At 73.2% G+C, this 26,254-nt stretch carries 24 protein-coding genes; 9 read left to right on the top strand and 15 right to left on the bottom strand.

Translation table 11 applies throughout. The features are described 5' to 3' along the window. The first annotated feature begins 119 nt into the window (after nucleotides 1–119). Together BMX65_RS21905 and BMX65_RS21900 are read left to right on the top strand one after the other, a co-directional pair. The gene (locus BMX65_RS21905) at nucleotides 120–1,259 is read left to right on the top strand and encodes an adenosine deaminase (RefSeq protein ID WP_075002072.1); all 1,140 of its coding nucleotides are present in this window, start codon (nucleotides 120–122) and stop codon (nucleotides 1,257–1,259) included. Nucleotides 1,260–1,468: 209 nt separating this feature from the next. Beyond that, complete coding sequence (locus BMX65_RS21900; RefSeq protein ID WP_075002071.1) at nucleotides 1,469–1,894, top strand: hypothetical protein; 426 nt, start codon at nucleotides 1,469–1,471, stop codon at nucleotides 1,892–1,894. A 206-nt stretch (nucleotides 1,895–2,100) separates the two neighbouring features. Here BMX65_RS21900 and BMX65_RS21895 read toward each other — a convergent pair whose 3' ends face one another. The 5 genes from BMX65_RS21895 to afsQ1 all read right to left on the bottom strand — a co-directional run bounded on the left by BMX65_RS21895 (nucleotide 2,101) and on the right by afsQ1 (nucleotide 6,686). Further along, nucleotides 2,101–2,304 (bottom strand): PspC domain-containing protein, encoded by a 204-nt coding sequence (locus tag BMX65_RS21895; RefSeq protein ID WP_075002070.1) that lies wholly within the window; start codon nucleotides 2,302–2,304, stop codon nucleotides 2,101–2,103. A 153-nt stretch (nucleotides 2,305–2,457) separates the two neighbouring features. Then, nucleotides 2,458–3,213 (bottom strand): VanZ family protein, encoded by a 756-nt coding sequence (locus BMX65_RS21890; protein WP_075002215.1) that lies wholly within the window; start codon nucleotides 3,211–3,213, stop codon nucleotides 2,458–2,460. 224 nt (nucleotides 3,214–3,437) lie between these two features. Continuing rightward, nucleotides 3,438–4,277, bottom strand: coding sequence for a hypothetical protein (locus tag BMX65_RS21885; protein WP_079172024.1), 840 nt, complete (start codon nucleotides 4,275–4,277; stop codon nucleotides 3,438–3,440). Next, on the bottom strand, nucleotides 4,274–5,923 hold the full coding sequence (locus BMX65_RS21880; RefSeq protein WP_075002069.1) for a sensor histidine kinase: 1,650 nt from the start codon (nucleotides 5,921–5,923) through the stop codon (nucleotides 4,274–4,276). Before BMX65_RS21880 ends, BMX65_RS21885 begins: the two co-directional genes overlap by 4 nt. Nucleotides 5,924–6,008: 85 nt before the next feature. Next, nucleotides 6,009–6,686 (bottom strand): two-component system response regulator AfsQ1, encoded by a 678-nt coding sequence (gene afsQ1, locus BMX65_RS21875; protein WP_177214322.1) that lies wholly within the window; start codon nucleotides 6,684–6,686, stop codon nucleotides 6,009–6,011. 202 nt (nucleotides 6,687–6,888) lie between these two features. Between afsQ1 and BMX65_RS21870 the strand changes: the two genes are divergently transcribed. Next, complete coding sequence (locus tag BMX65_RS21870) at nucleotides 6,889–7,734, top strand: SigE family RNA polymerase sigma factor (protein ID WP_107437551.1); 846 nt, start codon at nucleotides 6,889–6,891, stop codon at nucleotides 7,732–7,734. A 189-nt stretch (nucleotides 7,735–7,923) separates the two neighbouring features. Here the strand turns inward: BMX65_RS21870 and BMX65_RS21865 are convergent, their stop codons facing one another. Further along, nucleotides 7,924–8,589, bottom strand: coding sequence for a uridine kinase family protein (locus BMX65_RS21865; RefSeq protein WP_075002066.1), 666 nt, complete (start codon nucleotides 8,587–8,589; stop codon nucleotides 7,924–7,926). Nucleotides 8,590–8,835: 246 nt separating this feature from the next. Between BMX65_RS21865 and BMX65_RS21860 the strand changes: the two genes are divergently transcribed. Both BMX65_RS21860 and BMX65_RS21855 read left to right on the top strand, forming a co-directional pair. Next, nucleotides 8,836–9,924, top strand: a complete 1,089-nt coding sequence (locus BMX65_RS21860) for an S-(hydroxymethyl)mycothiol dehydrogenase (protein ID WP_075002065.1) — start codon at nucleotides 8,836–8,838, stop codon at nucleotides 9,922–9,924. Continuing rightward, on the top strand, nucleotides 9,921–10,529 hold the full coding sequence (locus tag BMX65_RS21855; protein ID WP_075002064.1) for an MBL fold metallo-hydrolase: 609 nt from the start codon (nucleotides 9,921–9,923) through the stop codon (nucleotides 10,527–10,529). The genes BMX65_RS21860 and BMX65_RS21855 overlap by 4 nt, the downstream gene beginning before the upstream one ends. 51 nt (nucleotides 10,530–10,580) lie before the next feature. On the opposite strand, the gene BMX65_RS21850 is transcribed toward BMX65_RS21855, so the two are convergent. After that, entirely contained in the window at nucleotides 10,581–11,792 is a 1,212-nt protein-coding gene (locus BMX65_RS21850) for a pyridoxal phosphate-dependent aminotransferase (protein WP_075002063.1), read from the bottom strand. 71 nt (nucleotides 11,793–11,863) lie between these two features. Here BMX65_RS21850 and BMX65_RS21845 point away from each other — a divergent pair, with 71 nt between their 5' ends. Next, nucleotides 11,864–12,574, top strand: coding sequence for a winged helix-turn-helix transcriptional regulator (locus tag BMX65_RS21845; protein WP_075002062.1), 711 nt, complete (start codon nucleotides 11,864–11,866; stop codon nucleotides 12,572–12,574). 209 nt (nucleotides 12,575–12,783) lie between these two features. On the opposite strand, the gene BMX65_RS21840 is transcribed toward BMX65_RS21845, so the two are convergent. The 3 genes from BMX65_RS21840 to deoC are packed head-to-tail and all read right to left on the bottom strand — an operon-like array spanning nucleotide 12,784 to nucleotide 16,117. Continuing rightward, nucleotides 12,784–13,683 carry an aldehyde dehydrogenase family protein gene (locus tag BMX65_RS21840; RefSeq protein WP_075002061.1) on the bottom strand — a complete coding sequence of 300 codons (900 nt, stop codon included), beginning with the start codon at nucleotides 13,681–13,683 and terminating at the stop codon, nucleotides 12,784–12,786. Beyond that, complete coding sequence (locus BMX65_RS21835) at nucleotides 13,670–15,136, bottom strand: aldehyde dehydrogenase family protein (protein ID WP_075002060.1); 1,467 nt, start codon at nucleotides 15,134–15,136, stop codon at nucleotides 13,670–13,672. Before BMX65_RS21835 ends, BMX65_RS21840 begins: the two co-directional genes overlap by 14 nt. A 3-nt stretch (nucleotides 15,137–15,139) precedes the next feature. Next, nucleotides 15,140–16,117 (bottom strand): deoxyribose-phosphate aldolase, encoded by a 978-nt coding sequence (gene deoC, locus BMX65_RS21830; protein WP_075002213.1) that lies wholly within the window; start codon nucleotides 16,115–16,117, stop codon nucleotides 15,140–15,142. A gap of 166 nt (nucleotides 16,118–16,283) precedes the next feature. Between deoC and BMX65_RS21825 the strand changes: the two genes are divergently transcribed. Then, nucleotides 16,284–17,123, top strand: coding sequence for a PH domain-containing protein (locus BMX65_RS21825; RefSeq protein ID WP_075002059.1), 840 nt, complete (start codon nucleotides 16,284–16,286; stop codon nucleotides 17,121–17,123). Between the two features lie 112 nt (nucleotides 17,124–17,235). Here the strand turns inward: BMX65_RS21825 and BMX65_RS21820 are convergent, their stop codons facing one another. From BMX65_RS21820 to BMX65_RS21805, 4 genes are all read right to left on the bottom strand, one after another. Next, nucleotides 17,236–18,087, bottom strand: a complete 852-nt coding sequence (locus BMX65_RS21820) for an arylamine N-acetyltransferase family protein (RefSeq protein WP_075002058.1) — start codon at nucleotides 18,085–18,087, stop codon at nucleotides 17,236–17,238. Between the two features lie 127 nt (nucleotides 18,088–18,214). Continuing rightward, the gene (locus BMX65_RS21815; protein WP_239502094.1) at nucleotides 18,215–20,053 is read right to left on the bottom strand and encodes a phospho-sugar mutase; all 1,839 of its coding nucleotides are present in this window, start codon (nucleotides 20,051–20,053) and stop codon (nucleotides 18,215–18,217) included. A gap of 108 nt (nucleotides 20,054–20,161) precedes the next feature. After that, entirely contained in the window at nucleotides 20,162–20,983 is an 822-nt protein-coding gene (locus tag BMX65_RS21810) for a purine-nucleoside phosphorylase (protein WP_075002057.1), read from the bottom strand. 144 nt (nucleotides 20,984–21,127) lie between these two features. Beyond that, entirely contained in the window at nucleotides 21,128–21,565 is a 438-nt protein-coding gene (locus BMX65_RS21805; protein ID WP_075002056.1) for a gamma-glutamylcyclotransferase family protein, read from the bottom strand. A 156-nt stretch (nucleotides 21,566–21,721) separates the two neighbouring features. On the opposite strand from BMX65_RS21805, the gene BMX65_RS21800 reads away from it, so the two are divergent. Both BMX65_RS21800 and BMX65_RS21795 read left to right on the top strand, forming a co-directional pair. After that, on the top strand, nucleotides 21,722–23,200 hold the full coding sequence (locus BMX65_RS21800; protein ID WP_075002055.1) for an NAD(P)H-quinone dehydrogenase: 1,479 nt from the start codon (nucleotides 21,722–21,724) through the stop codon (nucleotides 23,198–23,200). A gap of 181 nt (nucleotides 23,201–23,381) precedes the next feature. Then, on the top strand, nucleotides 23,382–24,350 hold the full coding sequence (locus BMX65_RS21795; RefSeq protein WP_239502095.1) for a DeoR/GlpR family DNA-binding transcription regulator: 969 nt from the start codon (nucleotides 23,382–23,384) through the stop codon (nucleotides 24,348–24,350). Between the two features lie 84 nt (nucleotides 24,351–24,434). Here the strand turns inward: BMX65_RS21795 and BMX65_RS21790 are convergent, their stop codons facing one another. After that, on the bottom strand, nucleotides 24,435–26,219 hold the full coding sequence (locus BMX65_RS21790; protein WP_075002053.1) for an ATP-binding protein: 1,785 nt from the start codon (nucleotides 26,217–26,219) through the stop codon (nucleotides 24,435–24,437). Nucleotides 26,220–26,254: the final 35 nt, after the last annotated feature.

Raw genomic sequence — 26,254 nt, 5'->3', positions numbered from 1 at the left:
TGAGTCCCTCTCGGGCGAAGCTCGCTGAGCCATGGCGCAACAATGGCACGCCCGCACGCGTACGTACGGCAGTTGGGAAAGCACATGCGATCTACGCGCGTAGGAGCTACAGTGCCGTGATGGTAAGCGAATCTTCGAGCACCGTCCCCACCAAGGAGCAGATCCACCGGGCACCCAAGGTCCTGCTCCACGATCACCTCGACGGCGGGCTGCGCCCCGCGACGATCGTCGAGCTGGCCCGCGAGACCGGCTACGACGCGCTCCCGGCGACCGACGCGGACGAACTGGAGGTCTGGTTCCGCGAGTCCGCCGACTCCGGCTCACTGGAGCGCTATCTGGAGACGTTCACCCACACGGTGGGCGTCATGCAGACCCGCGACGCGCTCTTCCGGGTCGCCGCCGAATGCGCCGAGGACCTGGCCGCCGACGGCGTGGTCTACGCCGAGGTCCGGTACGCACCCGAGCAGCACCTGCTCGGCGGGCTCACTCTCGAACAGGTCGTCGAGGCCGTCGACGAAGGGTTCCGCGAGGGGGAGCGCCGCGCCCGCGCCGCGGGCAACCGGATCCGGGTCGGCGCGCTGCTGACGGCCATGCGACACGCGGCCCGCGCCCTGGAGATCGCCGAGCTGGCCAACCGCTACCGCGACCTGAGCGGCCCCGGCGTGGTCGGGTTCGACATCGCGGGCGCCGAGGCGGGCCACCCGCCGACCCGCCACCTGGACGCGTTCGAGTACCTCAAGCGCGAGAACAACCACTTCACCATCCACGCGGGTGAGGCGTTCGGACTCCCCTCCATCTGGCAGGCCCTGCAGTGGTGCGGCGCCGACCGGCTGGGCCACGGCGTGCGGATCATCGACGACATCCAGGTCGCCGAGGACGGATCGGTGAAGCTCGGCCGCCTCGCCGCGTACGTGCGCGACAAGCGCATCCCGCTGGAGCTGTGCCCCTCCTCCAACCTGCAGACCGGAGCCGCCCCGTCCTACGCCGAGCACCCCATCGGGCTGCTGCGGCGGCTGCACTTCCGTACGACGGTGAACACGGACAACCGGCTGATGAGCGGGACGAGCATGAGCCGCGAATTCGAGCACCTCGTTTCGACGTTCGACTACACGCTGGACGACATGCAGTGGTTCACGGTCAATGCGATGAAGTCGGCGTTCATTCCTTTCGATGAACGTCTCGCCATGATCAACGATGTGGTCAAGCCCGGATATGCCGCGCTGAAGTCCGAGTGGCTCTTCCAGGACTCACCCCGCTGACCCCCTGTGACCAGCGGTTCAGCCGTCGCCGCACACCCTGTGCGGGGCGGCTGGACCGGTGCCGCGGGAAGCCGGAAAGCGCCGCGCGACGGCGACTTACGGCAGCACCGGGGTGTTTGCGGCCCCTCGGAATTCCTGGCTACGTTCGCCGGGCTGCTCAAGCCCCTTTCCGGGTTGCTCAAGCCCCCATTCCGAGGACGTAAAAACTGATGAAGCAGGTAGCCAAGAAGACCCTGGGTGTCGCCGCGATGAGCGCGGCGGTCGTCGTGGCGGGCGCCGGTGCCGCCTCCGCGCTCCCCGTCGAAGGTCTCGGTGCCCCCACCGACGTGGTCGGCACCGACGCGGTCGGCGCCGGTGGCCGGGCCCTGGGCCCGATCGCCCACACCGCGGGGCAGACCCTGGGGAGCCTCCCTCTCGAAGAGGCCACCCAGGGCCTTCCGGGCGGGCTCTCGCAGCCGGTCGGTGTCGCGCAGGAGGCGCTGTCCGGCGCGCTCACCGGCACCCCGCTGGACGCCACCGAGAAGGTGGCCGGCCAGGCGCAGAAGTCCGTCGAGGGCAAGAGCTCCGCACCCGGCGGCGGCATGATCGGCGGGCTGCCGCTGGGCAGCGCCCTGCCGGTCGGCGGCTCGCACTGACCGACGCGTTCTTGCCCGCGGGCAGGTGCGGTCCGGACACACGCGCGGCGGCGGGCACCCTCCGGGTGCCCGCCGCCGCGGGCTGTCACCGTTCGTGCGGCGCCGCCCGCCGGACAGCCGATCCGGCGGCCGCCCGGCGGCCCGCCGGGCAGCCCTCAGCCGTTTCCCCGGCGGCTGCCGGCGACCACCGGCCGGCTACCAAGCGACTACCAGGCGGAGCTGTGCGAGCGCCCTTCCTCCGGGAGGAGGATCCACAGTGCGAGGTAGAGCAGGAACTGCGGTCCCGGCAGCAGGCACGAGACGAGGAAGATCACCCGCATCGTGGTGGGTGTGGTGCCGAACCTGCGGGCCAGCGCGGCGCACACGCCGGCGATCATCCGGCCTTCGGTGGGGCGGGCGAGTGTGGACATGAGGAACGCTCCTTAGCTCTCCGGTCCGGTGCGGCTGCGCCGCTGCGCGGTCCGCGCCGTGCGGTCGCCCTGCCGGGTGCCGCCGCGGCCGCCGTCGCTGTGCCGACGTCCTGCTCTCGACGGTAGACCGGACAGAGGGTGCGAAACCTCCCCTCAAGGGGCTGTTCCGACCCTGGTTGTCCTCGGGGTCGAACCCTGAGCCGTCCCCTCCCGCAGCCGGAGCCCCGCGGCCCGCGGTGCGGCGCTCCCGGACCGCGCTCCCCTGGCCCGTCGGCCGGCCACTCGCCCGTCCGCCGCCCGCACCTCCGCGGTTCCGGCGCCATCGGTGCGGCCGCTTCCGGCCCGGTCGTCCGCGGCTCCGGCGTGCCGGCGCCGTCCGGTGCCGGGCCGTTCGGTGCCGAGCCGGCCGGATCCGGACCGGACGGTGCGGCCTGGGCCGCCGTCCCGGTGCCGCAGCCTGCGGCGCAGCGGCGGGAAGGCGAGTCCGGCGGTCAGTGCCACTCCCGTGGTGTTCAGGAGCATGGCGTCGACATCGGCGACGTGCCCCGGCACCCCCGACTGCGCCAGGGTGAGGACGACCGAGAGCATCGCGCCCGCGAAGACGGTTCTGGTCACGGTGCCCGGCAGCCCCCGGTGCAGCCGCCCGGTGGCGAGCGGCAACAGGACGCCCAGCGGCGCCAGCAGCAGCAGATCGCCGCCGATGCCCGTCAGCGCCGCGCGGGGGCCGTCGGACAGATCGGTGCGGATGGTGGCCAGCGGGTGCAGATTGGCCGGCGCCACCCAGGGCACCGCCAGCGGGCGCAGCGTCAGCCAGCCGACGAGACACAGATGCGCCGCCAGCAGGAGGAGTCCCGCGAGGCGGATTCGGGAGGCGGCGGAGGGCGGGCCGCCGTGGCCTAGACGCTGCACGTCACTGAAGACGCCCTTCCGTTCCGCCGCGGTTCCGGTGCGGTGTCCTGAGCGGGTCAAGGCTCTGTCACACGCGTGTTCCAGCGGCTGCCGGTCCAGCCCCTTCTGTCACGCCTGCACCTTGCACCTCAGCCACCTCGAGTCCCCCGAGCAGCCCGGCCGACGGGAAGCCTCGGCAGCCCCGGGCCGCCGACCGCCCCCACCAGCCGGGCGCCCGGGGCGGCTCACACCTGGGTGCCGGACGACTCGGCGGACCGGGGGTGGGTGCGCAGCGCGGTGCCGCACTCGTAGCGGCGCAGCGGCGAGCGCGCCGCGCCGCTGTCGCCCTCGGCACCCTCCGCCTCGCTGACGGCGCCTTCACTGCCCGGGGAACGGTCGCCTGCCGGTCCGCCGAGGATGACGCCGCCCTCGGCGTCGGCCGCGGAGGTGTCCGCGTACGTGCACACGATCTGCGCCAGCGCGTAGGGCGGGAGTTCCTCCAGCGGCTCACTCAGCCGCAGCGCCTCGTCCGGATCGCCCTCCGTGCCGCCGCTGATCGTCAGCCTTCGCGGTACGGCGGTCTCGAAGCCCGCGGTGTCCTCCGCCGGTTCCGGCCGCTGCCGCAGCTCGTCCAGCAGCTTCCGGGCCACCGGCAGCCGCCGGGCCGAGGAGCGTCCGCCGGGCATCCGCACCTTCCGCTCGACGGGCGAGACGCGCGCCCCGCACACCAGGTAGACCCGGACGACGGATGCTCCGCCGCCGCTCTCCGGGCTCTTGCGGTCGTCCGGCAGCACACAGCCCACCCGGGACGGCGCAGCCCCCGCGTCCACCGGCACGGACGTGGCACGGATGCCGCACCCGGCGGCCAGCGGGACGAGGACGGACAGTGCCAGGGCGCTCAGCGCGGCACGGCGCAGCCCCCGGCCCGGCCCCCGCCCGGCGCCCGGTACCCGGCTCCCCGGTACGCGGTCCGCGGGGACCGCGGGGACCGCGGGGAGCGCGGGGGCGGACGCGGACGCGGCCTCGGGCGTGGGACGCGGGGTGGTGTGCGGCGGCGTCCTGCGGTCGGTCGTACGGACGCTCATCGGCCACCTTCCTGGTCCCGCCCGTCACTCCGGCGCGCATCGCCGCCGGGGTCGCTGCCGCCCTCGTCCGCGTGTTCGTCCGCGTGTCCGTCGCCGCTCTCCCGCTCCTCGGCGATCCGGCGGGCGTCCCGGGGCAGCCGCAGGGTGAAGACCGCGCCGCGCTCCCCGTCGGGGGCGTTGTGCGCGGTGATCTCACCACCGTGGATGTGGGCGTTCTCCATCGCGATGGACAGGCCCAGACCGCTGCCCTCGGAGCGGGGGCGGGAGGCGCTGGCCTTGTAGAAACGGTCGAAGACGTGGGGCAGCACATCCTCCGGGATGCCGGGGCCCTGGTCGGCGACCTCGATCACCAGCTCGTCGCCGCCCCCCGCGACTCCGGCGCCGTCCTCCCGGCGCCGCGTCCGCACCGAGACCCGCACCGGGGAGCCGCCGTGCTTCAGCGCGTTGCCGATGAGATTGGCGAGGATGACATCGAGGCGCCGCGGATCGAGCTGGGCCATGATGCCGCGGTCGGCGTCCAGTTCCACCGCGTCCAGCCAGGCGCGGGCGTCGATGCAGGCGGTGACCTGGTCCGCGACGTCCACGTCGTCCAGCACCAGCTTGGCCGTGCCCGCATCGAAGCGGGTGACCTCCATCAGGTTCTCCACGAGGTCGTTGAGCCGCCGGGTCTCGCTCACCACGAGCTGCACAGCCGGAGCGATCATCGGATCGAGGTTCTCCTGCTCCTCCTCCAGCACCTCGGTGACCGCGGAGATCGCCGTCATCGGGGTCCGCAGCTCGTGCGACATGTCGGCGACGAAGCGCCTGCTGGACGCCTCCCGGGCGCTCAGCTCGGCGACGCGCTGCTCCAGCGAGGCGGCCGCGTCGTTGAACGTGCGGGAGAGCTGCGCCAGTTCGTCCGTGCCCGAGACGCGCAGCCGCGTCTCCAGTTTGCCCTCGCCCAGCCTGCGGGCCGCGTCGCCCAGCCTCCGCACCGGCCGCAGCACGGTGGTCGCCGCCGCCTGGGCCAGCAGCATCGCGCCGATCAGGGCCAGTGCCGTGGCGATCCCCAGCGACCAGGCGAGCGAGTTGAGGTCGTCGCGCTCGGGTCCCAGGGACTTGAGCAGGTAGCCGGTGGGGGTCGGCTCGTCGCCCACCACCTTGGCGCCGCCCACCAGGTACGGGTCGCCGTCCAGCGTGATCCGCTGCCAGTACAGGTGGTACGGGTGCTTGTTCTTCTCGTCGACGGTGCGCTTCTTGGCGACGGCCTTGCGCAGTTGCGGGGGGACGTCGGCGAGGGTGAAGTCGTCCTCGTTGGAGGCCGTGGCGCAGGTCTTGCCGTCCTCGGCGCGGTCGATGAGCAGCACCTGGTAGTTCTGCGAGCTGCGGGCCATCTTGGCGGCGGCCTCGCGCAGTTCCTGGCAGCTCAGCTTGCGCGGCAGGTTGCCGGCGTTGTCCTCCATCGCCTTGCGGAAGTCGTTGAGGGACGCGTTCTGGGCACGGGTGAGGACCGCGTCGCGGTTGAGCCAGTAGGCGATGCCCGAAGCGGAGACGGCGGCGGTGAGCGCCACCAGCGCGAAGACGACGACCAGCCGCAGCCGCAGAGTCGGCAGCACACCGGCGAGGCGGGTGCTCAGCCGCCCGCCGGTGGAGGGAGCATCGGTCACGCGGCGGATCCGTTCGCCGCGTGCGTCACCGCTGGTGCCCCGCCCGGTCCCGTCGGGCGCACGCGCACCGGCGCGCGTCGTGCGCTCACTGGGGGACGTCCAGCCGGTAGCCGACCCCCCGCACCGTGCGGATCAGGGTGGGCGAGGAGGGTACGTCCTCGACCTTGGCCCGCAGCCGCTGCACACAGGCGTCGACCAGCCGCGAGTCGCCCAGGTAGTCGTGTTCCCACACCAGCCGGAGAAGCTGCTGCCGGGAGAGGGCCTGGCCGGGCCGCCGGCTCAGCTCCAGCAGCAGCCGCAGCTCGGTCGGCGTCAGTTGCAGGTCCTCGCCGTTCTTGGTGACCGTCATCGCCGAGCGGTCGATCACCAGTGAGCCGAACGTCGCCGAGTCGTTGGACTCCCGTTCGCCGCGCCGCATCACGGCGCGGATGCGCGCGTCCAGCACCCGGCCCTGCACGGGCTTGACGACGTAGTCGTCCGCGCCCGACTCCAAGCCCACCACGACGTCGATGTCGTCGCTGCGCGCGGTCAGCAGGATGATCGGCAACTGGTCGGTACGGCGGATGCGGCGGCACACCTCGAAGCCGTCGATGCCCGGCAGCATCACGTCCAGCACGATCAGGTCGGGGCGCTGCTCGCGCAGCAGTTTCAGGCCGTCCTCGCCGGACGCGGCAGTCACCACGCGGTGCCCCTGGCGGGTCAGACCCATCTCCAGGGCGGTACGGACAGCGTCATCGTCCTCGATCAGCAACAGGAAAGGCACGCGCGCCATTCTGGCCCATGGCGCACCCATAGTTCGACCGGCGGTCGCCGCAGCGCAGCGACACGCCCGCCGACCTGCGGAGTATGGGGTCCGCCGAGCCTTGTGACACCGCTGTGACAGACGGGGGACCTGGCGATGAAGTCGGGGCGGCAGTGTGTACGGGGTCAAGCAAGCGACTGGGTCTGCTCCGAGGGGGCGCGAGATGAACACACTGCACGGCACCAACACGAGCGCAGTCCTTCACACGCGTCTGCACCTCCCCTCGGTTCCCGCTCAGCAGACCCGGTCTGCCGAGAAGCCCGGTGCCGTGAGCGGACGGGGGTGCGCTCGCGGTGCGGCGCGTATGCGTCCGCGGACCGTCTTCGGTCCCGTGGTCGAGGGGCTCCGGGGGGAGGCCCCTGGGGGGACGGGGGAGAACGGGAGCAAGGGGAGCTCCCGGGAAAGTGGCGAGTACAGGGAGGCGGCCGTCCTGGGGACGGCCGAGGCATCCACGGGGGAGGCCGCCTCGGGCGGTGCGGACGCGGACGCCGAAGCGGCGTTCACCGCGTACGTACGCGAGCGCCGGGCCTCTCTGTACGCCACCGCCTACCACCTGACCGGTGACCGGTACGAGGCGGAGGACCTGCTGCAGAGCGCCCTCTTCTCCACCTACCGGGCCTGGTCGCGGATCAGCGACAAGGCAGCACTCGGCGGCTACCTGCGCCGCACCATGACCAACCTGCACATCAGCGCCTGGCGCCGCCGGAAGCTGAACGAGTACCCGACCGAGGAGCTGCCGGAGACCGCCGGCGACCAGGACGCCATGCGCGGCACCGAACTGCGCACCGTCCTGTGGCAGGCCCTCGCCCGGCTTCCCGAGCTGCAGCGCACGATGCTGGTGCTGCGCTACTACGAGGGGCGCACCGACCCGGAGATCGCCGAGATACTGGACATCAGCGTCGGCACGGTCAAGAGCAGCATCTGGCGCTCGCTCCGCCGCCTCCGTGACGACGAGGTCCTCAGCTTCGGCCGGGACCAGGAGGAGAGCTTCGGCGAGCTGGTCGCCTGACGGCGCACCGCTCGGCCGCACGAACGGTCCTCCGGCCGCCCCTCGGGGACATGGGGCGCGAAGGGGATACGGGGGAAACGGGGGAACCTGGGGGAATCCAGGGGAAGAGAAAAAGGGGAAACAGGGGGAATCGGGGGATGGGAGAGGGCGGTTGCGCCAGGGGCGGGGGTCCCGGGCGCAACCGCCCCCTCAGCGGTTTCCCTGCGGCGCCGGCGCGGTCGCCCGGCCGAGCCGGGCGATGCGGGCCGCGGCTTCCCGGTGGGCGCAGGCATGTGCGCCCAGCGACCGGTGGCGGGCGACGATGGCGGGTTCGGCGCGCAGCAGCCGTACGCCGCGGCTGAGCAGCACCGGGAGGGGCTTGCGTGACTCGCGGATGTCGCGGAGCAGCCGTCGCCGGAACGTGGTGGTGGGGTGGCCCCGCAGGCAGATGGCGTCGGCCAGCAGGCCGAGGGCCGCGCAGCGCGCGGTGATGTCCGCGGCGAAGATGCCCTCCGCGATGAAGAGCGGGGACCCGCCGAGTGCCAGGTGCTCCGCGCCGGTGCGGGCGCTGGTGGCGATGGAGTAGAGCGGCACGGTGGCCGCGCCCTCGCGGCAGAGCCGGGCGATGGCGTGCACGGCTGCGTCGGCGTCCCAGGAGAGCGGGGAGTCCCAGTCGGTTCCGGCCCCGACGCGGGGGAGGGTGGGGTCGTCGCCCTCCTTGTAGAAGTCGTCCAGGCGGAGCACGGGGAGCCCGCTGCGCGCGGCGAGGCGGGTCTTGCCCGACCCGGAGGGGCCGGTGAGCAGGATGACCCGTGCGGTGCCCCCTGCGAGGGCCGTTCGCTCGGACAGGTCGCATGCGTGGCTGGAGTCGGTCACGGGCACCCATTGTCCGCCATCCCCCCGCCGGATTCGAAGGCGCGTGCGGAATCGGGCGGGAGGCGGGGCCGCGGCGGGGACGCGGTTCCGCGGGGTGCGGCAGGGCCGCGGCGGGGTGCGCTCCCGCGCGGCGGGGGGCCGCGGAAACTCGTCCGGGCCGACTCGCCTCCGCCCCTCCCGAAATCGGCCCCCGGCCAGCGAGAATGACCCCCCACAGCAGTCGAGGGAAGAGGGAGGCCCGCACGTATGGCTCAGGAAGTACGCGGGGTCGTCGCACCGGGCAAGGACGAGCCGGTGCGGGTCGAGACGATCGTGGTTCCGGACCCGGGGCCCGGCGAGGCCGTCGTCCAGGTGCAGGCGTGCGGCGTGTGCCACACGGACCTGCACTACAAGCAGGGCGGCATCAGTGACGACTACCCCTTCCTCCTCGGGCACGAGGCGGCGGGTGTCGTGGAGGCGGTCGGCGAGGGGGTCACCGAGGTGGCGCCCGGGGACTTCGTGGTCCTCAACTGGCGTGCGGTGTGCGGACAGTGCCGGGCCTGCAAGCGCGGGCGCCCGTGGTACTGCTTCGACACCCACAACGCCGAGCAGAAGATGACCCTCAAGAGCGACGGGCGTGAACTGGAGCCGGCCCTGGGCATCGGCGCGTTCGCCGAGAAGACGCTGGTCGCCGCCGGGCAGTGCACCAAGGTCGACCCGTCGGTCTCGCCCGCCGTCGCCGGACTGCTGGGCTGCGGTGTCATGGCCGGGATCGGCGCGGCGCTGAACACCGGCCAGGTGACGCGCGGCGACTCGGTCGCGGTCATCGGGTGCGGCGGGGTGGGGGACGCCGCCATCGCGGGGGCGCGGCTCGCGGGTGCGGCGAAGGTGATCGCCGTGGACATCGACGACCGCAAGCTCACCACCGCCGAGAAGATCGGCGCGACCCACACCGTCAACTCCGCCACCACCGACCCGGTCGCCACCATCCGCGAGCTGACCGGCGGTTTCGGCGCCGACGTCGTCATCGAGGCGGTCGGCCGGCCCGAGACGTACAAGCAGGCGTTCTACGCCCGCGACCTGGCGGGCACGGTCGTCCTGGTCGGCGTGCCGACGCCGGAGATGACGCTGGAGCTGCCGCTGCTGGACGTCTTCGGCCGGGGCGGTGCGCTCAAGTCCTCCTGGTACGGCGACTGCCTGCCGTCCCGGGACTTCCCGATGCTGATCGACCTGCACCAGCAGGGCCGGCTCGACCTGGGTGCCTTCGTCACCGAGACCATCGCGCTGGACGAGGTGGAGAAGGCGTTCGCGCGCATGCACGGCGGGGACGTGCTGCGTTCGGTGGTGGTCCTGTGACGGCGGCCCGGATCGACCACCTCGTCACCAGCGGGGAGTTCCGCCTGGACGGCGAGACGCACCAGGTCGACAACAACGTCTGGATCGTCGGCGACGACACCGAGGCCGTCGTCATCGACGCGGCACACGACGCCGACGCCATCGCGGCGGCGGTGGGGGAGCGGACGCTGCGCGCGATCGTGTGCACACACGCGCACAACGACCACATCGACGCCGCGCCCGCCCTCGCGGAACGCACGGGTGCACCGATCCTGCTGCACCCGGACGACCTGCCGCTGTGGAAGATGACCCACCCGGACCGGTCGCCGGACGGGGAGCTGGCCGACGGCGGGACCGTGCAGGTGGCGGGTGTCGAGCTGGCCGTCCTGCACACCCCGGGCCACGCACCCGGCGCGGTCTGCCTGCACGCGCCCGACCTGGGGACCGTCTTCACCGGGGACACCCTCTTCCAGGGCGGTCCGGGTGCCACCGGCCGGTCCTTCTCCGACCACCCGACCATCGTCCGCTCCATCCGGGAGCGGCTGCTGACCCTGCCGCCGGAGACCGTCGTGCGCACCGGGCACGGCGACAGCACCACGGTGGGCGCCGAGCAGGCGAACGTCTGACGCGGGTGCCCGGTACCGTCCGCTCCGCCCCGGCCGGGGCGGAGCGGACGGTCACTGCTTGTAGCTCTCCAGGAAGCGGCCGATCCGGGAGACGGCCGCGTCCAGGTCCTCCGCCCTGGGCAGGGTGAGCACCCGGAAGTGGTCGGGGCGGGCCCAGTTGAAGCCGGTGCCCTGGACGACCTGGATCTTCTCCCGGAGCAGCAGGTCGAGGACGAACCGCTCGTCGTCGTGGATCCGGTGCACCTCGGGGTCCAGCCGGGGGAAGGCGTACAGCGCGCCCTTCGGTTTGACGCAGCTGACACCGGGGATCTCGTTCAGCTTCTGCCAGGCCACGTCCCGCTGTTCGTGCAGCCGCCCGCCGGGCAGCACCAGGTCCTCGATGGACTGGCGGCCGCCGAGCGCGGCCTGGATGGCGTGCTGCGCCGGGGCGTTGGGGCACAGCCGCATGGAGGCGAGCATGCCCAGCCCCTCCAGGTAGTCGCGGGCGTGCTGCTTGGGGCCGGAGACCAGCAGCCAGCCCGAGCGGAAGCCCGCCACCCGGTATGCCTTGGACAGCCCGCTGAAGGTGAGGCACACCAGGTCGGGGGCGAGGGCACCGACGTGGTGGTGGACGGCGCCGTCGTAGAGGATCTTGTCGTAGATCTCGTCGGAGAAGACCATCAGCCCGTTGCGCCGCGCCAGGTCGAGGATGCCCTCCAGCAGCTCGGGCGGGTAGACGGCGCCGGTCGGGTTGTTGGGGCTGATGATGACGACGGCCTTGGTGCGGGGAGTGATCTTCGCCGCCATGTCGTCCAGGTCGGGCAGCCAGTCGGCCTGCTCGTCGCACACGTAGTGCACGGCCTTGCCGCCCGCCATCGTCGTCACGGCCGTCCACAGCGGGAAGTCCGGCGCCGGGATGAGAATCTCGTCGCCGTCCTCGACCAGCGCCTGTACGGCCATCGAGACGAGCTCGGAGACGCCGTTGCCCAGGTAGATGTCGTCCACGTCGGCGTCGGGGAAGCCGCGCTGCTGGTAGTGCTGGGCCACCGCGCGGCGGGCCGGGAGGATGCCGCGGGACTCGGTGTAGCCGTGCGCCTGGGGGAGCATCCGCACCATGTCCTGGATGATCTCCTCGGGTGCTTCGAAGCCGAAGAGCGCGGGGTTGCCGGTGTTCAGCCGCAGCACGCTGTGGCCCGCCTCCTCCAGCGCGTCGGCCTGCTCGATCACCGGTCCGCGGATCTCGTAGCAGACCTCGCTGAGCTTGTTCGACTGCCGGAACTCCATGCTGCCCCACCCTCCTGGTCCAACCCTGGTTTCTTGGTTCTACCAAGTCCGCACTTGGAAAGTCCAACCACATGTCTACACTGAGCGGCATGCCGAGTCATGCCAGCCAGCCGAGTCCGGGGCGCACCCGCCGCAGCTACGACCAGTTCTGCGCCACGGCGCGCGCCCTCGACTCGGTGGGGGACCGCTGGACCCTGCTCATCGTCCGCGAACTCCTCGCCGGACCGCGCCGCTACACCGACCTGCACGCCGACCTGCCCGGCGTCAGCACCGATGTGCTGGCGGCCCGGCTCAAGCACATGGAGGGCGAGGGGCTGGCCGAACGCCGCCGCCAGCCGCGCCCCGCCTCCGGCCACGTCTACGAACTGACCGAGCGCGGCCGCGGGCTGCTGCCCGTGCTGACCGCACTCGCCTCCTGGGGAGCGCCCGCGCTGGGCGCACCGCGCCCCACCGACGCGGTACGTGCCCACTGGTGGGCCCTCCCGCTGCGGGACGCGGTGGGCGGGCTGACCGGAGCCGGCGCGGCCGCGCTCATCGAGGTCGTCCTGCCCGAAGGGGCGTTCCACCTGCGGGTGGGCGACGCGCCGGACGGCCCGCTGTACGGCGAGGGCCCGGCGGATGACGCCGAGGCGCGGCTGGAACTGGACGCGGAGGCGTGCGCGGCCCTCGCGGACGGCTCGCTGGCCCTGGCCGACGGCATCCGGGCCGGGACGGTGCGGGTGACGTTCCCGGACGGCGGCCGGGAGGGGCCGCTGGCGCGTGCGCTGGACACGGCGGGCTGAGCGCCCTCCCGTCGGCACCCCGGAGGCGGGGCACCCGGGCAGGACGGGCCGGGCCAGGACGTGCCGCGGACCGCGCGGGTGCAGGAGCCCCGGCCGCGGACCGTGCCGGGCACACGAGAAGGGCCGCGGCCCACACCCCCTCGGGGGCGCGGGCCGCGGCCCGACCGGTGACCGGCGCCCGCTGTGCGGGTTCCGGTCCCCGGTTGCGCTCAGGCGCCGATCGGATGCCAGACGGTCTTCGTCTCCAGGAAGGCCGTCATCCGCTCCAGCCCCGGCTCGGCCGCCCAGTCGACGCCCTCCGGCGCCGGGCGCAGCACCCGCTTGAGATTGTCCGCCGCGGCCCGCTCCAGCTCCGTGGCCGGCTCCGGGTCCGCGCCCGCGAGGTCGATCGCGTTCACGTCCTGGTGCGCGGCGAGCGGCCGGGCGAGTTCGGCGGTACCGCCGGAGAGCACGTTGACCACGCCGCCGGGCAGGTCCGAGGTCGCCAGCACCTCCGCGAGGGAGAGCGCGGGCAGCGGCGCGTCCTGTGCGGCCACGACGACGGCCGTGTTACCGGTGACGATCACCGGCGCGAGGACGGAGACCAGACCCAGCAGCGAGGCGTTCTGCGGGGCCAGAACCGCCACCACACCGGTCGGCTCGGGGGTGGAGAGGTTGAAGAACGGGCCCGCGACCGGGTTGCCGCCGCCCACCACCTGGGCCACCTTGTCCGACCAGCCCGCGTACCAGACCCAGCGGTCGATCGCCGCGTCCGTCCGGGCCTGCGCCTTCGCCTTCGACAGCCCCTCGGCCGCGGCCACCTCGGCGGCGAACTGCTCGCGGCGGCCCTCCAGCATCTCGGCGACGCGGTAGAGGATCTGGCCGCGGTTGTAGGCCGTCGCGCCCGACCAGCCGCCGAACGCCTTGCGGGCCGCGACGACCGCGTCCCGTGCGTCCTTGCGGGACGCGCGGGGGGCGTTGGCCAGCCACTGGCCCTTTGCGTCGGTCACCTCGTACACCCTGCCGCTCTCGCTGCGGGGAAACGTGCCCCCCACGTACAGCTTGTAGGTCTTCAGCACGGACAGCCGTGCGCCCCGTGCCGGGGATGTACGTGCCTCAGGCGTGCTCAAGGTAAGCCTCCAGACCGTGCCTGCCACCCTCGCGGCCGTAGCCGGACTCCTTGTAGCCGCCGAACGGCGAGGTCGGATCGAACTTGTTGAACGTGTTGGCCCAGACGACGCCCGCGCGCAACTGGTTCGCCAGCTTCAGAATGCGCGAGCCCTTCTCCGTCCAGATGCCCGCCGAGAGCCCGTAGGGCGTGTTGTTGGCCTTCGCGACCGCCTCCTCGGGCGTGCGGAAGGTGAGCACCGACAGCACCGGGCCGAAGATCTCCTCCTGCGCGATCCGGTGCGCCTGGCCGACCCCGGTGAAGACGGTGGGCGCGAACCAGTGGCCGCGCTCGGGCAGCTCGCACGGCGGCGACCAGCGCTCGGCGCCCTCGGCCTCGCCCGCCTCGGCCAGCTCGGTGATCCGGGCCAGCTGCTCGGCGGAGTTGATGGCGCCCACGTCGGTGTTCTTGTCCAGCGGATCGCCGACCCGCAGGGTGCGCAGCCGCCGCTTGAGCGCGTCCAGCACCTCGTCGTGCACCGACTCCTGCACCAGCAGCCGGGAGCCGGCGCAGCACACCTGCCCCTGGTTGAAGAAGATCCCGCCCACGATGCCCTCGACCGCCTGGTCGAGCGGGGCGTCCTCGAAGACGATGTTGGCGCCCTTGCCGCCGAGTTCCAGGGTCAGCCGCTTGTCCGTGCCGGCGACCGTCCGCGCGATCTCCTTGCCGACGGCGGTCGATCCGGTGAAGGCGACCTTGTGCACGTCCGGATGGCCCACCAGGGCCGCGCCCGTCGCGCCGTCGCCCGTCACGATGTTGACGACGCCCTTGGGCAGCCCCGCCTGCCGGCAGATGTCCGCGAAGAACAGCGCCGAGAGCGGCGTCGTCTCGGCGGGCTTGAGCACCACCGTGTTGCCCGCGGCCAGCGCCGGGGCGATCTTCCAGGCGAGCATCAGCAGCGGGAAGTTCCACGGGACGACCTGCGCGGCGACCCCCAGCGGCCGCGGATCGGGCCCGCAGCCGGCGTAGGAGAGCTTGTCGGCCCAGCCCGCGTAGTAGAAGAAGTGCGCCGCCACCAGCGGCAGGTCCGCGTCCCGCGTCTCGCGGATCGGCTTGCCGTTGTCCAGGGTCTCCAGCACCGCCAGTTCGCGCGAGCGCTCCTGGACGATCCGGGCGATCCGGAACAGGTACTTCGCGCGCTCGGTCCCCGGCAGCGCCGACCAGGTCTCGAACGCGGCGCGCGCGGCGCGCACCGCCGCGTCGACGTCGTCCGCCTGGCCGTAGGCGACCTCGGACAGCACCTCCTCGTCGGCCGGGGACCGGGTGGTGAACACCTTGCCGCCCGCCGCCTCGCGGAACTCCCCGTCGATGAACAGGCCGTAGGACGGTGCGATGTCGACCACGGACCGCGACTCGGGCGCGGGCGCGTAGCCGAACAGCGTCGACGTCGTCGACCCGGACTGCTGGTCGTTCATGGCTCAGTCCACCGTTACGTAGTCGGGGCCGGAGTAGCGGCCGGTAGCGAGCTTCTGGCGCTGCATCAACAGGTCGTTCAGCAGGCTGGAGGCGCCGAAGCGGAACCAGTGGGGGCTGAGCCAGTCGTCCCCCAGCGTCTCGTTGACCATCACCAGGTACTTGAACGCGTCCTTGGCGGTGCGGATGCCGCCCGCGGGCTTCACACCCACCTGCTGCCCGGTGGCGGCGCGGAAGTCGCGGACGGCCTCCAGCATCAGCAGTGTGTTCGGCGGCGTCGCGTTCACGGCCACCTTGCCGGTGGAGGTCTTGATGAAGTCGGCGCCCGCGAGCATGGCCAGCCAGGAGGCCCGGCGGATGTTGTCGTAGGTGGCGAGCTCCCCGTTCTCGAAGATCACCTTCAGGTGTGCCGCGCCGCAGGCGGCCTTCACCTCGCGGATCTCCTCGAACACCTGGAGGTACCGGCCGGCGAGGAAGGCGCCCCGGTCGATCACCATGTCGATCTCGTCGGCCCCGGCGGCCACCGCCTCCCGGGTGTCCGCCAGTTTGACCGCCATCGAGGCCCGGCCGGAGGGGAACGCGGTGGCGACGGACGCCACGTTGATCCCGTCGGCGCCCAGCTCCGTCAGCGCCTGCCGCGCGGTGGCCGCCATGTCCGGGTAGACGCAGATCGCGGCGACGCGCGGCGCCGAGCGGTCACCCGGGTCGGGATGTGCGCCCTTCGTACACAGGGACCGCACCTTGCCCGGTGTGTCGGCCCCCTCCAGCGTCGTCAGGTCGATCATCGAGATCGCCAGGTCGAGCGCGTACGCCTTGGCGGTCGTCTTGATGGAACGGGTTCCCAGCGCGGCGGCCCGGGCTTCCAGCCCGACCGCGTCGACACCGGGGAGCCCCTGCAGAAAGCGGCGGAGTGCGGCATCGGAGGTCGCGACGTCGGAGAGGGAGCCCCTCCCCGCGTCGCGAGGGGCCGCATCGGTAGGCATGCTCACCAGAGCACCATATCTACGCGCGTAGGAGCTGTCACCCCATGAGCCCCGCCTTCTTCCCTCCAGCCTGGCGGGGGTGGTCCGGCGACCGCCTCCCGTCCGGGTGCTCTTCGATGCCGTACCGCAATGTCCGTCATGCGGACGGTCCGGCACAATCGTTCGCATGACGAGCGAGGACAGCGAGGGCACGGGCGAGGGCGAGGACCGCGGCGGCGCGACGGACGGCGACCGGGCGGCCGGAGGGGAGCCCGGCGGTGCTTCCGGCTCCGGCGCGGACACCGGTTCCGGGAGCGGCACCGGCTCCGGCGGAGAAGCCGGTTCCGGAGACGCCACCGGCTCCGGCACCGCGGCCCAGGGCGGGGGACAGGAGTTCCCCGACCGGGTGTACCGCTCGGCCGGCGGGATGGCGGGCGGCATCGTCCTGCTGGCCATCGGGCTGTGGCTCGCCACCGACGCGGTCATCGGGGGCGAGGGCCGGACACCGTGGCTGGCGCTCGCCGCGATGCTGTGCGTCGTGCCGCTCGTCGTCGCCTTCACCCTGCGTCCCGCCGTGTTCGCGGGGGAGCGGCGGATGCGGGTGCGCAACCCGTTCCGCACCATCGAGGTGCCGTGGGGAGCCGTGGAGTCGCTGCGGGCCGGGTACTCCAGCGAGGTGCTGGCCGGAGGCGCGAAGTACCAGTTGTGGTCGATCCCGGTCTCGCTGCGGGCCCGCAAGAAGGCGACCCGGCACAACGAGCGGATCAGCTCGGGGCGGGCGCCCGCCGCCGGACCCGGCGGGCTGTTCGGCGGACGCGGGGTGCCGAACATGGGCCCGGACGCGTCGGAGCTGCAGGAGAAGCGGGCCGCCTCCGACCAGTCCGTCGACGAGCTGCGCGAGCTGGCCGAGACCCACGGCCGGAAGGACACGGCCCAGGGAGAGGTCGCCGTCCGGTGGTCCTTCGAGGTCATCGCCCCGGCGGTGGCGGGCGCCGTGCTGCTGGCGATTCTGCTGGCGACGGGCTGACGCGGCCCGGGCAGCAGGTGCCGGGCCGCCCGGCCCCACACCCCCTTCGGCCCGCCCGGGAGGTGCGAGCCGCCCGTCCCGCACGGACCGCGGTTTCCGGCGGCTCCGCGGACTACTCCTCCCGCTGCTGAACCCGTTCGACCAGGGACCGCGCCTCCGTGGGGGACAGCTCCAGGCCGAAGGTACCGGCCAGCACTCCGGGCAGCTCGCGCGGATCGACGGTGCGCTTCTCGTCCGGCTCGCCGCCTGTCGCGGCGCCGGCCGCCGTGGTCGTCGTCCAGGTGAGGCCGTCGAGCTGGTCGGTGCGGTCGGCGCGGATGCGCTGGACGAAGGGGCGGCGGTTGAAGGGGGAGTGCGGGCCGGTGGCGATGAAGTGGTTGCCGACCTCGTTGTCCACCGGGTACTGCGGGTTCTCCGTGAAGGTGTGCCGCACCATCCAGCCGCCCCGGCCGTCGGGCTGGTGCAGCGCCCAGCCGTCCGCGCCCGGCGTGATCTCCGTACGGCGCAGCAGGAACGGCCGCCCCTCGATCGTCACCTCGTTGCCGTCCACCAGTTCGATGGGTGCGAGCGGGCTGGCGCCGAACCCGACATCGGCCAGCAGGCGCCGCCCGTCGACGTCGACCAGCAGCATGGCGTGCGTCGCCGGAAGGATCTTCTCCGCACCCAGCTGCACCCGTCCGGCCAGCGCGGTGAAGCGGAACCCGAGCCGCTCCAGCGCCGCCGCGAAGAGGGCGATGTGCTCGTAGCAGTAGCCGCCGCGGCCCCGGCGGACGAGCTTGTCCTGCACCTCGGCCAGATCGAGGGAGACCGACCGGTACAGGAAGCTGTCCAGGTTGTCCCAGCGCACGGAGAGCACATGGGCGCGGTGCAGCGCGCGCAGCGTCGCCTCGGTGGGGGTGCGTTCCCCGTCGTACGTCAGCCGCGCCAGGTAGGCGTCGAGGTCGAGCTGTTCGCCGTGCCACATGGCCGTCGGTCTCCCCGTTGCGTGTGGTGTGCCCGGAGTTCTCCGAGCCGGGGCGGTGCCCCTTCCCACGCAACTCGCGCGGCGGGGCGGCTGTTCCCCGCGACAGCCGCCCCGCCCTGCGGACGGTTCAGAACCCGGTGGCCTGCTTGAGATCGTCCTTGATCCGCTCCAGCACCCCGGCCGCGCGCTCCCGCGCGGCGCCGAGACCGGCCGCCGCCCCGGCAGGCGTACCGGCTTCCGCACCGGCAGCCGTCCCGACCGGGACGACGACCTCCAGGTAGCACTTGAGCTTCGGCTCGGTACCGCTGGGCCGCACCACGACCCGGCCCCCGGCGATCGGTCCCGCCGTGCCGCCGTCCGCGTCGGCGCCCGCGTCCGCGCCGCCGAGCAGGTAGCGCAGCCCGTCCGTGGGCGGGAGCGCCGCGCTGCCCCGGTTCAGGTCCTCGGCCTGCGCCACGGCCAGCCCGCCGAGCGTGGTCGGCGGTTCGGCGCGCAGCCGCTCCATGGCGGAGGCGATCAGCGACAGGTCCGCCACCCGCACCGAGAGCTGGTCGGTGGCGTGCACACCGTGCTCGACGTCGAGTTCGTCCAGCAGGTCCGACAGCGTGCGCCCGGCCTGCTTGAGCTCGGCGGCCAGTTCGGCGACGAGCAGTGCCGCGGTGATGCCGTCCTTGTCGCGGACGCCCTGCGGGTCGACGCAGTACCCCAGCGCCTCCTCGTAGCCGTAGCGCAGTCCCTCCACGCGGGCCAGCCACTTGAAGCCGGTCAGCGTCTCGGTGTACGGCAGCCCGGCGGACTCGGCGATCCGGGAGAGCAGCGAGGAGGAGACGATGGTCGTCGCGAGGGTCCCCGCGGCGCCCTTGCGGATCAGATGGGTGGCCAGCAGCGCGCCCACCTGGTCGCCGCGCAGCATCCGCCAGCCGCTTCCGGCCGCCGCGTCGCCGCTTCCGGCCGCCGCGTCCGGTACGGCCACACCGCAGCGGTCCGCGTCCGGGTCGTTGGCGATGATCACGTCGGGGCGTTCGCCGTGCTCGGCCTCCCAGGCGCGGGCGGTCGCGTACGCGCGGTCCATCGCACCCGGTTCCTCCGGGTTGGGGAACGCGACGGTGGAGAAGTCCGGGTCCGGCTCGGCCTGCTCGGGCACCGGCACGGGCCGGGGGAAGCCCGCCCGCTCGAAGGCGAGCTGCGCTGTCCGGTGGCCGACACCGTGCAGGGCGGTGTGCACGACCCGCACCTCGCGGGCCGAGCCCTCGGTGAGCACGGCCTGGGTGCGGGCCAGATAGGCGTCGTGCACCTCGTCGCCGAGCACCTGCCACCCCGACTCGGGGCGCGGCACGCCCGCGAGCGGGCCGACGGCCGCGATGGCGTCCGCGATCTCGCCGTCGGCGGGCGGCACGATCTGCAGACCGTCGTCCAGGTAGACCTTGTAGCCGTTGTCCCGCGGCGGGTTGTGGCTGGCGGTGACCATGATCCCGGCGGCCGCGCCGAGCTGCCGCACGGCGAACGCCAGCACCGGGGTGGGCAGCGGCCCGGGCAGCGTCGCCGCGCGCAGTCCGGCGCCGGTCATGACCGCCGCGGTGTCCCGGGCGAAGTCGGCGCTCCGGTGGCGGGCGTCGTAGCCGATCACGACCAGCGGCGCGTCGCCCTCCGCGGTGCCGGGAAGGCGGGTGCGCAGATACGCGGCGATGCCGGCCGCGGCGCGGATGACGACGGCGCGGTTCATCCGCATCGGCCCCGCGCCCAGCTCACCGCGGAGTCCGGCGGTGCCGAACTGGAGGGTGCCGGCGAACCGGTCCCGCAGCTCGGCCAGGTCGCCGGCCCCGAGCAGCGCGGCGAGTTCCTCGCGGGTCTCCGGGTCCGGGTCCTCGGCCAGCCAGTCGCGGGCACGGGCGAGCAGCGCGTCGTCCGATCCGGGCGCGGGCGCGTCCGGTGCGGCTGTCGCGCCCTCCCGCAGGCTGTCGGTCATCTTGGTGGTCCTGCCTTTCACGGTGGGGCTGGGGAGCCCGGTGGGGCTGAGGGGCCGTGGGGCCCGGAGAGAGCCGCCCCCGGGATGGTCCGGGGCGGCCCCGGCCGGTCAGAGCCGCTTGAGTACCTCGCCGAGCAGGGTGCCCATGCGCACCGCGGAGTCGCGGCCGGCCTGCAGGACCTCTTCGTGGTTGAGGGGCTCGCCCGTCATCCCGGCGGCGAGGTTGGTGACCAGGGAGACCCCGAGCACCTCGGCGCCCGCCTCGCGTGCGGCGATGGCCTCCAGGACGGTGGACATGCCCACCAGGTCGCCGCCGATGGTGCGGACGTAGCCGATCTCCGCGGGGGTCTCGTAGTGCGGGCCGGGGAACTGGACGTAGACGCCCTCTTCCAGGCTCGGGTCGATCTCCTGGCAGAGCGCGCGCAGCCGCGGCGAGTACAGGTCGGTCAGGTCGACGAAGTTGGCGCCGACGATCGGCGAGGTGGCGGTGAGGTTGATGTGGTCGCTGATGAGGACCGGCTGGCCCGGCCGCATGCCCGGCCGCAGCCCGCCGCAGCCGTTGGTCAGCACGATGGTCTTGCAGCCCGCCGCCACGGCGGTGCGCACCCCGTGCGCGACGGCCGCGACACCGCGGCCCTCGTACGCGTGCGTACGGCCGAGGAAGACGAGCGCGCGCTTGTCGCCCACCCGGTGCGAGCGGATCTTGCCGGCGTGGCCCGCGGCGGTGGGCGGCGGGAACCCCGGCAGCTCGGTGATCGCGAGCTCGTGGTCGGCCACCCCGAGCGTGTCGGCGGCGGGCACCCAGCCCGAGCCCATGACGAGCGCCACGTCGTGGCTGTCCTCGCCGGTCAGGGCCCGCAGCCGGGCGGCGGCCTCCTCGGCGGAGCGGTAGGGGTCGTCGGCAGCGTGGGTAGTGGCAGATGCGTTCACGCGACGAGGGTAGCCCGTTATCTCCTACGCGCGTAGACGTGCGGCGCAACTCATCCGCAAGTCCGGACGAACGCACGGGCGACAGCGGGGGCGGGCGGGGCGCGTGTGGAGATTCTGTCGGTCCGCGACGCTAGCGCACCGCCGCTAGCACGGTCGCTTGCGGAGCTCCATGACGTAGTCGTGCGGAGCGCCCGCGGACTCCGCGGCATCGGCGATGTCCCCCAGATAGCGGGCCGAGGGCAGCCCGCCCTCGTAGCCGTTGAGGACGTAGCACCAGGCCGGCTCCTCGCCCTCCAGGGTGTGCACCCGCACCCGCATCCGCCGGTATATGTCCAGGCCGACGCCCTCCCACCGGTCCATCGAGTCCTCGTCCATCGGCGCGATGTCGTACAGCGCGACGAAGACCTGGGAGCGCGGTGCCTCCACGAGAGTGGCCAGTGCGCCGTCCCAGCCCATGTGCTCGCCTCCGAAGGTGAGCCGCCAGTCGGTGAGCCAGCCGGTGCCGCGGAGGGGGGAGTGCGGGGCGCGGCGGGCCATCAGGCGGGCGTCGAGGTTGCCGGCGTAGGCGGCGTAGAGCGACATCCCACGAGGGTAACGGCGGCCCTCGCGGGACGGGCGTTTCCCGGGGCCGCGCCCGGTTGGCCCGGTGGCGCGGGCGGAGCGCGGACCCGCCGGGGCGCCGGACCGGCGCGGGGAGGGGGCACCCCCGGCGGGTCCGGACCTGACGGGTGCGGGACAATGGAGCATGTGACTCGGATCGTGATCATCGGTGGTGGCCCTGGCGGATACGAAGCAGCGCTGGTGGCGGCGCAACTCGGCGCGGAAGTCTCCGTCGTCGACTGCGACGGCCTCGGCGGGGCGTCGGTGCTCACCGACTGCGTACCGTCCAAGACGCTGATCGCCACGGCCGAGGTGATGACCAACTTCGACTCCTCGTACGAGGAGCTGGGCATCCGGGTGGAGGACACCACCCATGACCCGGACGATCCGGCGCGCGTGGTCGGGGTCGACATCCGCAAGGTCAACCGGCGGGTCAAGCGGCTTGCGCTGGCCCAGTCGCACGACATCACGGCCTCGGTCACCCGGGCGGGCGGCCGGGTGGTGCGCGGCCGCGGCAGGCTGGAGCCCGGCCAGGCCCCGGACGGCTCCCGCGTCGTGACGGTCACCGCGGCGGACGGCAGCCAGGAGCAGCTCACCGCGGACGCGGTGCTGATCGCCACCGGCGGCCACCCGCGGGAGATCCCGGACGCGCGCCCGGACGGCGAGCGCATCCTGAACTGGACGCAGCTCTACGACCTCCAGGAACAGCCCGAGGAACTGATCGTCATCGGCTCCGGTGTGACCGGAGCCGAGTTCGCGGGCGCCTACCAGGCACTGGGCTCGCAGGTCACGCTGGTCTCCTCGCGGGACCGGGTGCTGCCGGGCGAGGACCCGGACGCGGCGGCGGTGCTGGAGGACGTCTTCCGGCGCCGCGGGATGAACGTGATGAGCCGCTCGCGTGCCGCCTCGGCGCAGCGGGTGGCCGCGGCCGGCGGCCCGCCGAAGCCGGACGGGGACCGGGTCGAGGTCACGCTCCAGGACGGCCGGAAGATCACCGGTACGCACTGCCTGGTGGCGGTCGGGGCCATCCCCAACACCTCGGACATGGGGCTGGAGGAGGCCGGGGTCCGGCTGAAGGACTCGGGGCACATCTGGACCGACAAGGTCTCGCGCACCTCGGCCCCCGGCGTCTACGCCGCGGGCGACTGCACCGGGGTCCTCGCGCTCGCGTCCGTCGCGGCGATGCAGGGCCGGATCGCGATGTACCACTTCCTGGGCGACGCGGTGAACCCGCTCGACCTGCGGACGGTCTCCGCGAACGTCTTCACCGACCCGGAGATCGCGACGGTCGGCTACACCCAGGCGGACGTCGACAAGGGGGCCATCGAGGCCCGCGTCGTCAAGCTTCCGCTGCTGCGCAACCCGCGGGCCAAGATGCAGGGCATCCGGGACGGCTTCGTGAAGCTGTTCTGCCGCCCCGGCACCGGCATCATCGTGGGCGGGGTGGTCGTCTCGCCGCGGGCCAGCGAGCTGATCCATCCGATCTCGATCGCGGTTGACAACAATCTGACCGTGGAGCAGATCGCCAACACGTTCACCGTGTATCCGTCGCTGACCGGCTCGATCGCCGAGGTCGCCCGCCAGTTGCACACCCGCAAGACGACCGAACTGCACTGACCCGGGGCGGATGCGGGGTGGCTGGCCGGGCGCTGTAGTCCCGAACAGTCCCGCTATACCACATTCGAGGACGCCGGACGGACAACTTCTGTTAATCGGCGGATAGCGCTGAAACCAGACGGTCGTTGGCGTTACTGTCAGTTCCGTGTTCGCTGCGGAACGTCGTCAATTGATCCTAGAAATGGTGCGAGCGAACGGAGCAGTCTCGCTCCGTGAGCTGGCCCGCGTAGTCCAGACCTCCGAGGTGACCGTGCGCCGTGACGTACGGGCGCTGGAGGCCGAAGGACTCCTCGACCGCCGTCACGGCGGAGCCGTGCTGCCGGGAGGCTTCACCCGGGAGTCCGGCTTCCCCCAGAAATCCCACCTGGCCACCGCGGAGAAGACGGCGATCGCCGATCTGGCCGCGGGCCTCGTCTCGGAGGGCGAGGCCGTCGTCGTCGGAGCCGGTACGACGACGCAGGAGCTGGCGCGCCGGCTCGCGAGAGTGCCCGGCCTCACCGTGGTCACCAACTCGCTGCTGGTGGCCCAGGCGCTCGCGCACGCCAACCGGGTGGAGGTGGTGATGACCGGAGGCACCCTGCGCGGCTCCAACTACGCGCTGGTCGGCAGCGGTGCCGAGCAGTCCCTGCAGGGGCTGCGGGTCTCCCGGGCCTTCCTGTCCGGAAGCGGGCTGACCGCCGAGCGCGGGCTGTCCACCTCAAACATGCTCTCCGCGAGCGTGGACCGGGCCCTGGTGCAGGCGGCCGGGGAGGTGGTGGTGCTGGCCGACCACACCAAGCTGGGTGCCGACACGATGTTCCAGACGGTGCCCACCGATGTGATCACCCGGCTGGTGACGGACGAACCCCCGCCGCACGACGACCGTGCGGAGACCGAGCTGCAGGCGCTCGCCGACCGGGGTGTCCAGGTGGCCGTCGCCGGGACGCCGTCCGCCGCCCCGGAGCGGGGCCGCCCCGAGGTGCCGATGCCCACCCCCCGCAGGGCGGCGCCGCAGGGCGGAACCCACTCCGGCGGCCACCACCCCGGCAACCACACCCACCCGGGACCGTCCGGCGGCCCGGCGGGCGGCGCCGCTCCCGGCCATCTGCGGTCCGCACCGGCCGCCGCGGTGCCGCCCCGGGTGGCGGACCTGGCGCCCAGGCGCCGCTGACCCGGCGGCCGCACACGACGCGCGCCCGCCGCCGGAGGCGTACCTCCGGCGGCGGGCGCGGTGTGCGGTTCCGGGCGGTCCGGGTCAGTCCTTGATCTCGCAGATGACGCCGCCCGCGGTCACCGCGGCGCCGATCTCCGCGTTGAGGTCCTTGACGGTACCGGCGCGGTGCGCGTTCAGCGGCTGCTCCATCTTCATCGCCTCCAGGACGATGATGAGCTCGCCCTCCTCGACCTGCTGCCCCTCTTCCACGGCCACCTTGACGATGGTGCCCTGCATGGGAGAGGCGAGCGCGTCGCCGGAGACGGCGGTGCCGGACTTCTTGGCGGCCTTGCGCCGCGGCTTGCGGGCGCCGCCCTCGACCGCGGCCCGTGCCAGCGGCATGCCCAGCGAGGAGGGCAGCGAGACCTCGAGCCGCTTGCCGCCGACCTCGACGACGACGGTCTCGCGTCCCGCGGCGTCCTCTTCCTCGGCCTCGCCGGGGGCGGGAGCCGCGAACGGCTTGAGGTCGTTGACGAACTCCGTCTCGATCCACCGGGTGTGGACGTCGAACGGCTCGCCCTCGCGGCCGCTCACCTCGGGCGCGAACGCCGCGTCCCGGACCACCGTGCGGTGGAAGGGCAGCGCCGTGGCCATGCCGGTGACCTCGAACTCGTCCAGCGCACGGGCGGCGCGCTGGAGCGCCTGCTGCCGGGTGGCACCGGAGACGATCAGCTTGGCGAGCAGCGAGTCCCACGCCGGGCCGATCACCGAGCCGGACTCGACGCCCGCGTCCAGCCGGACGCCGGGACCGCTGGGCGGCGCGAACGTGGTGACGGTGCCGGGCGCCGGGAGGAAGTTGCGGCCCGGGTCCTCGCCGTTGATCCGGAACTCGAAGGAGTGACCGCGCAGCGGCGGGTCGTCGTACCCCAGCTTCTCGCCGTCGGCGATCCGGAACATCTCGCGGACCAGGTCGATCCCGGTGACCTCCTCGGTGACCGGGTGCTCCACCTGGAGACGGGTGTTGACCTCCAGGAAGGAGATCGTGCCGTCCTGGCCGACGAGGAACTCGCAGGTGCCCGCGCCCTCGTAGCCCGCCTCGCGGAGGATGGCCTTGGACGCGCGGTACAGCTCGGCGTTCTGCTCGTCCGTCAGATACGGGGCCGGGGCCTCCTCGACGAGCTTCTGGTGGCGGCGCTGGAGGGAGCAGTCGCGGGTGGAGACGACGACCACGTTGCCGTGCTTGTCGGCCAGGCACTGGGTCTCCACGTGCCGGGGCCGGTCCAGATAGCGCTCGACGAAGCACTCGCCGCGGCCGAAGGCGGCCACGGCCTCGCGGACCGCCGAGTCGTACAGCTCGGGGACCTCCTCCAGCGTGCGGGCCACCTTCAGGCCGCGCCCGCCGCCGCCGAAGGCGGCCTTGATGGCGATGGGCAGGCCGTTCTCCTCCGCGAAGGCGACGACCTCCTCCGCGCCGGAGACCGGGTCCTTGGTGCCGGCGACCAGCGGGGCGCCCGCGCGCTGCGCGATGTGCCGCGCGGCGACCTTGTCGCCCAGGTCGCGGATGGCCTGCGGGGGCGGGCCGATCCAGTTGAGGCCCGCGTCGAGCACCGCCTGCGCGAACTCGGCGTTCTCGGAGAGGAATCCGTAGCCGGGGTGGACGGCGTCGGCTCCCGAGTCGGCGGCCGCTTTCAGTACTTTGCCGACATCCAGATAGCTCGCCGCCGGGGTGTCACCGCCCAGGGCGAATGCCTCGTCGGCCACGCGGACGTGCAGCGCGTCCCGGTCCGGCTCGGCATAGACGGCGACACTCGCGATTCCCGCATCCCGGCACGCGCGGGCGACGCGGACGGCGATTTCGCCGCGGTTGGCGATGAGCACCTTGCGCACGATGGCTCCCTCCTTGGAACAACCTGAGTTTAGGT

This window comes from Streptomyces qinglanensis (genome assembly GCF_900111245.1).
Taxonomy (GTDB): Bacteria; Actinomycetota; Actinomycetes; order Streptomycetales; family Streptomycetaceae; genus Streptomyces; species Streptomyces qinglanensis.
The sequence above is the reverse complement of the archived record's forward strand: the minus strand, read 5'-3'. Positions and strand labels throughout refer to the sequence as shown.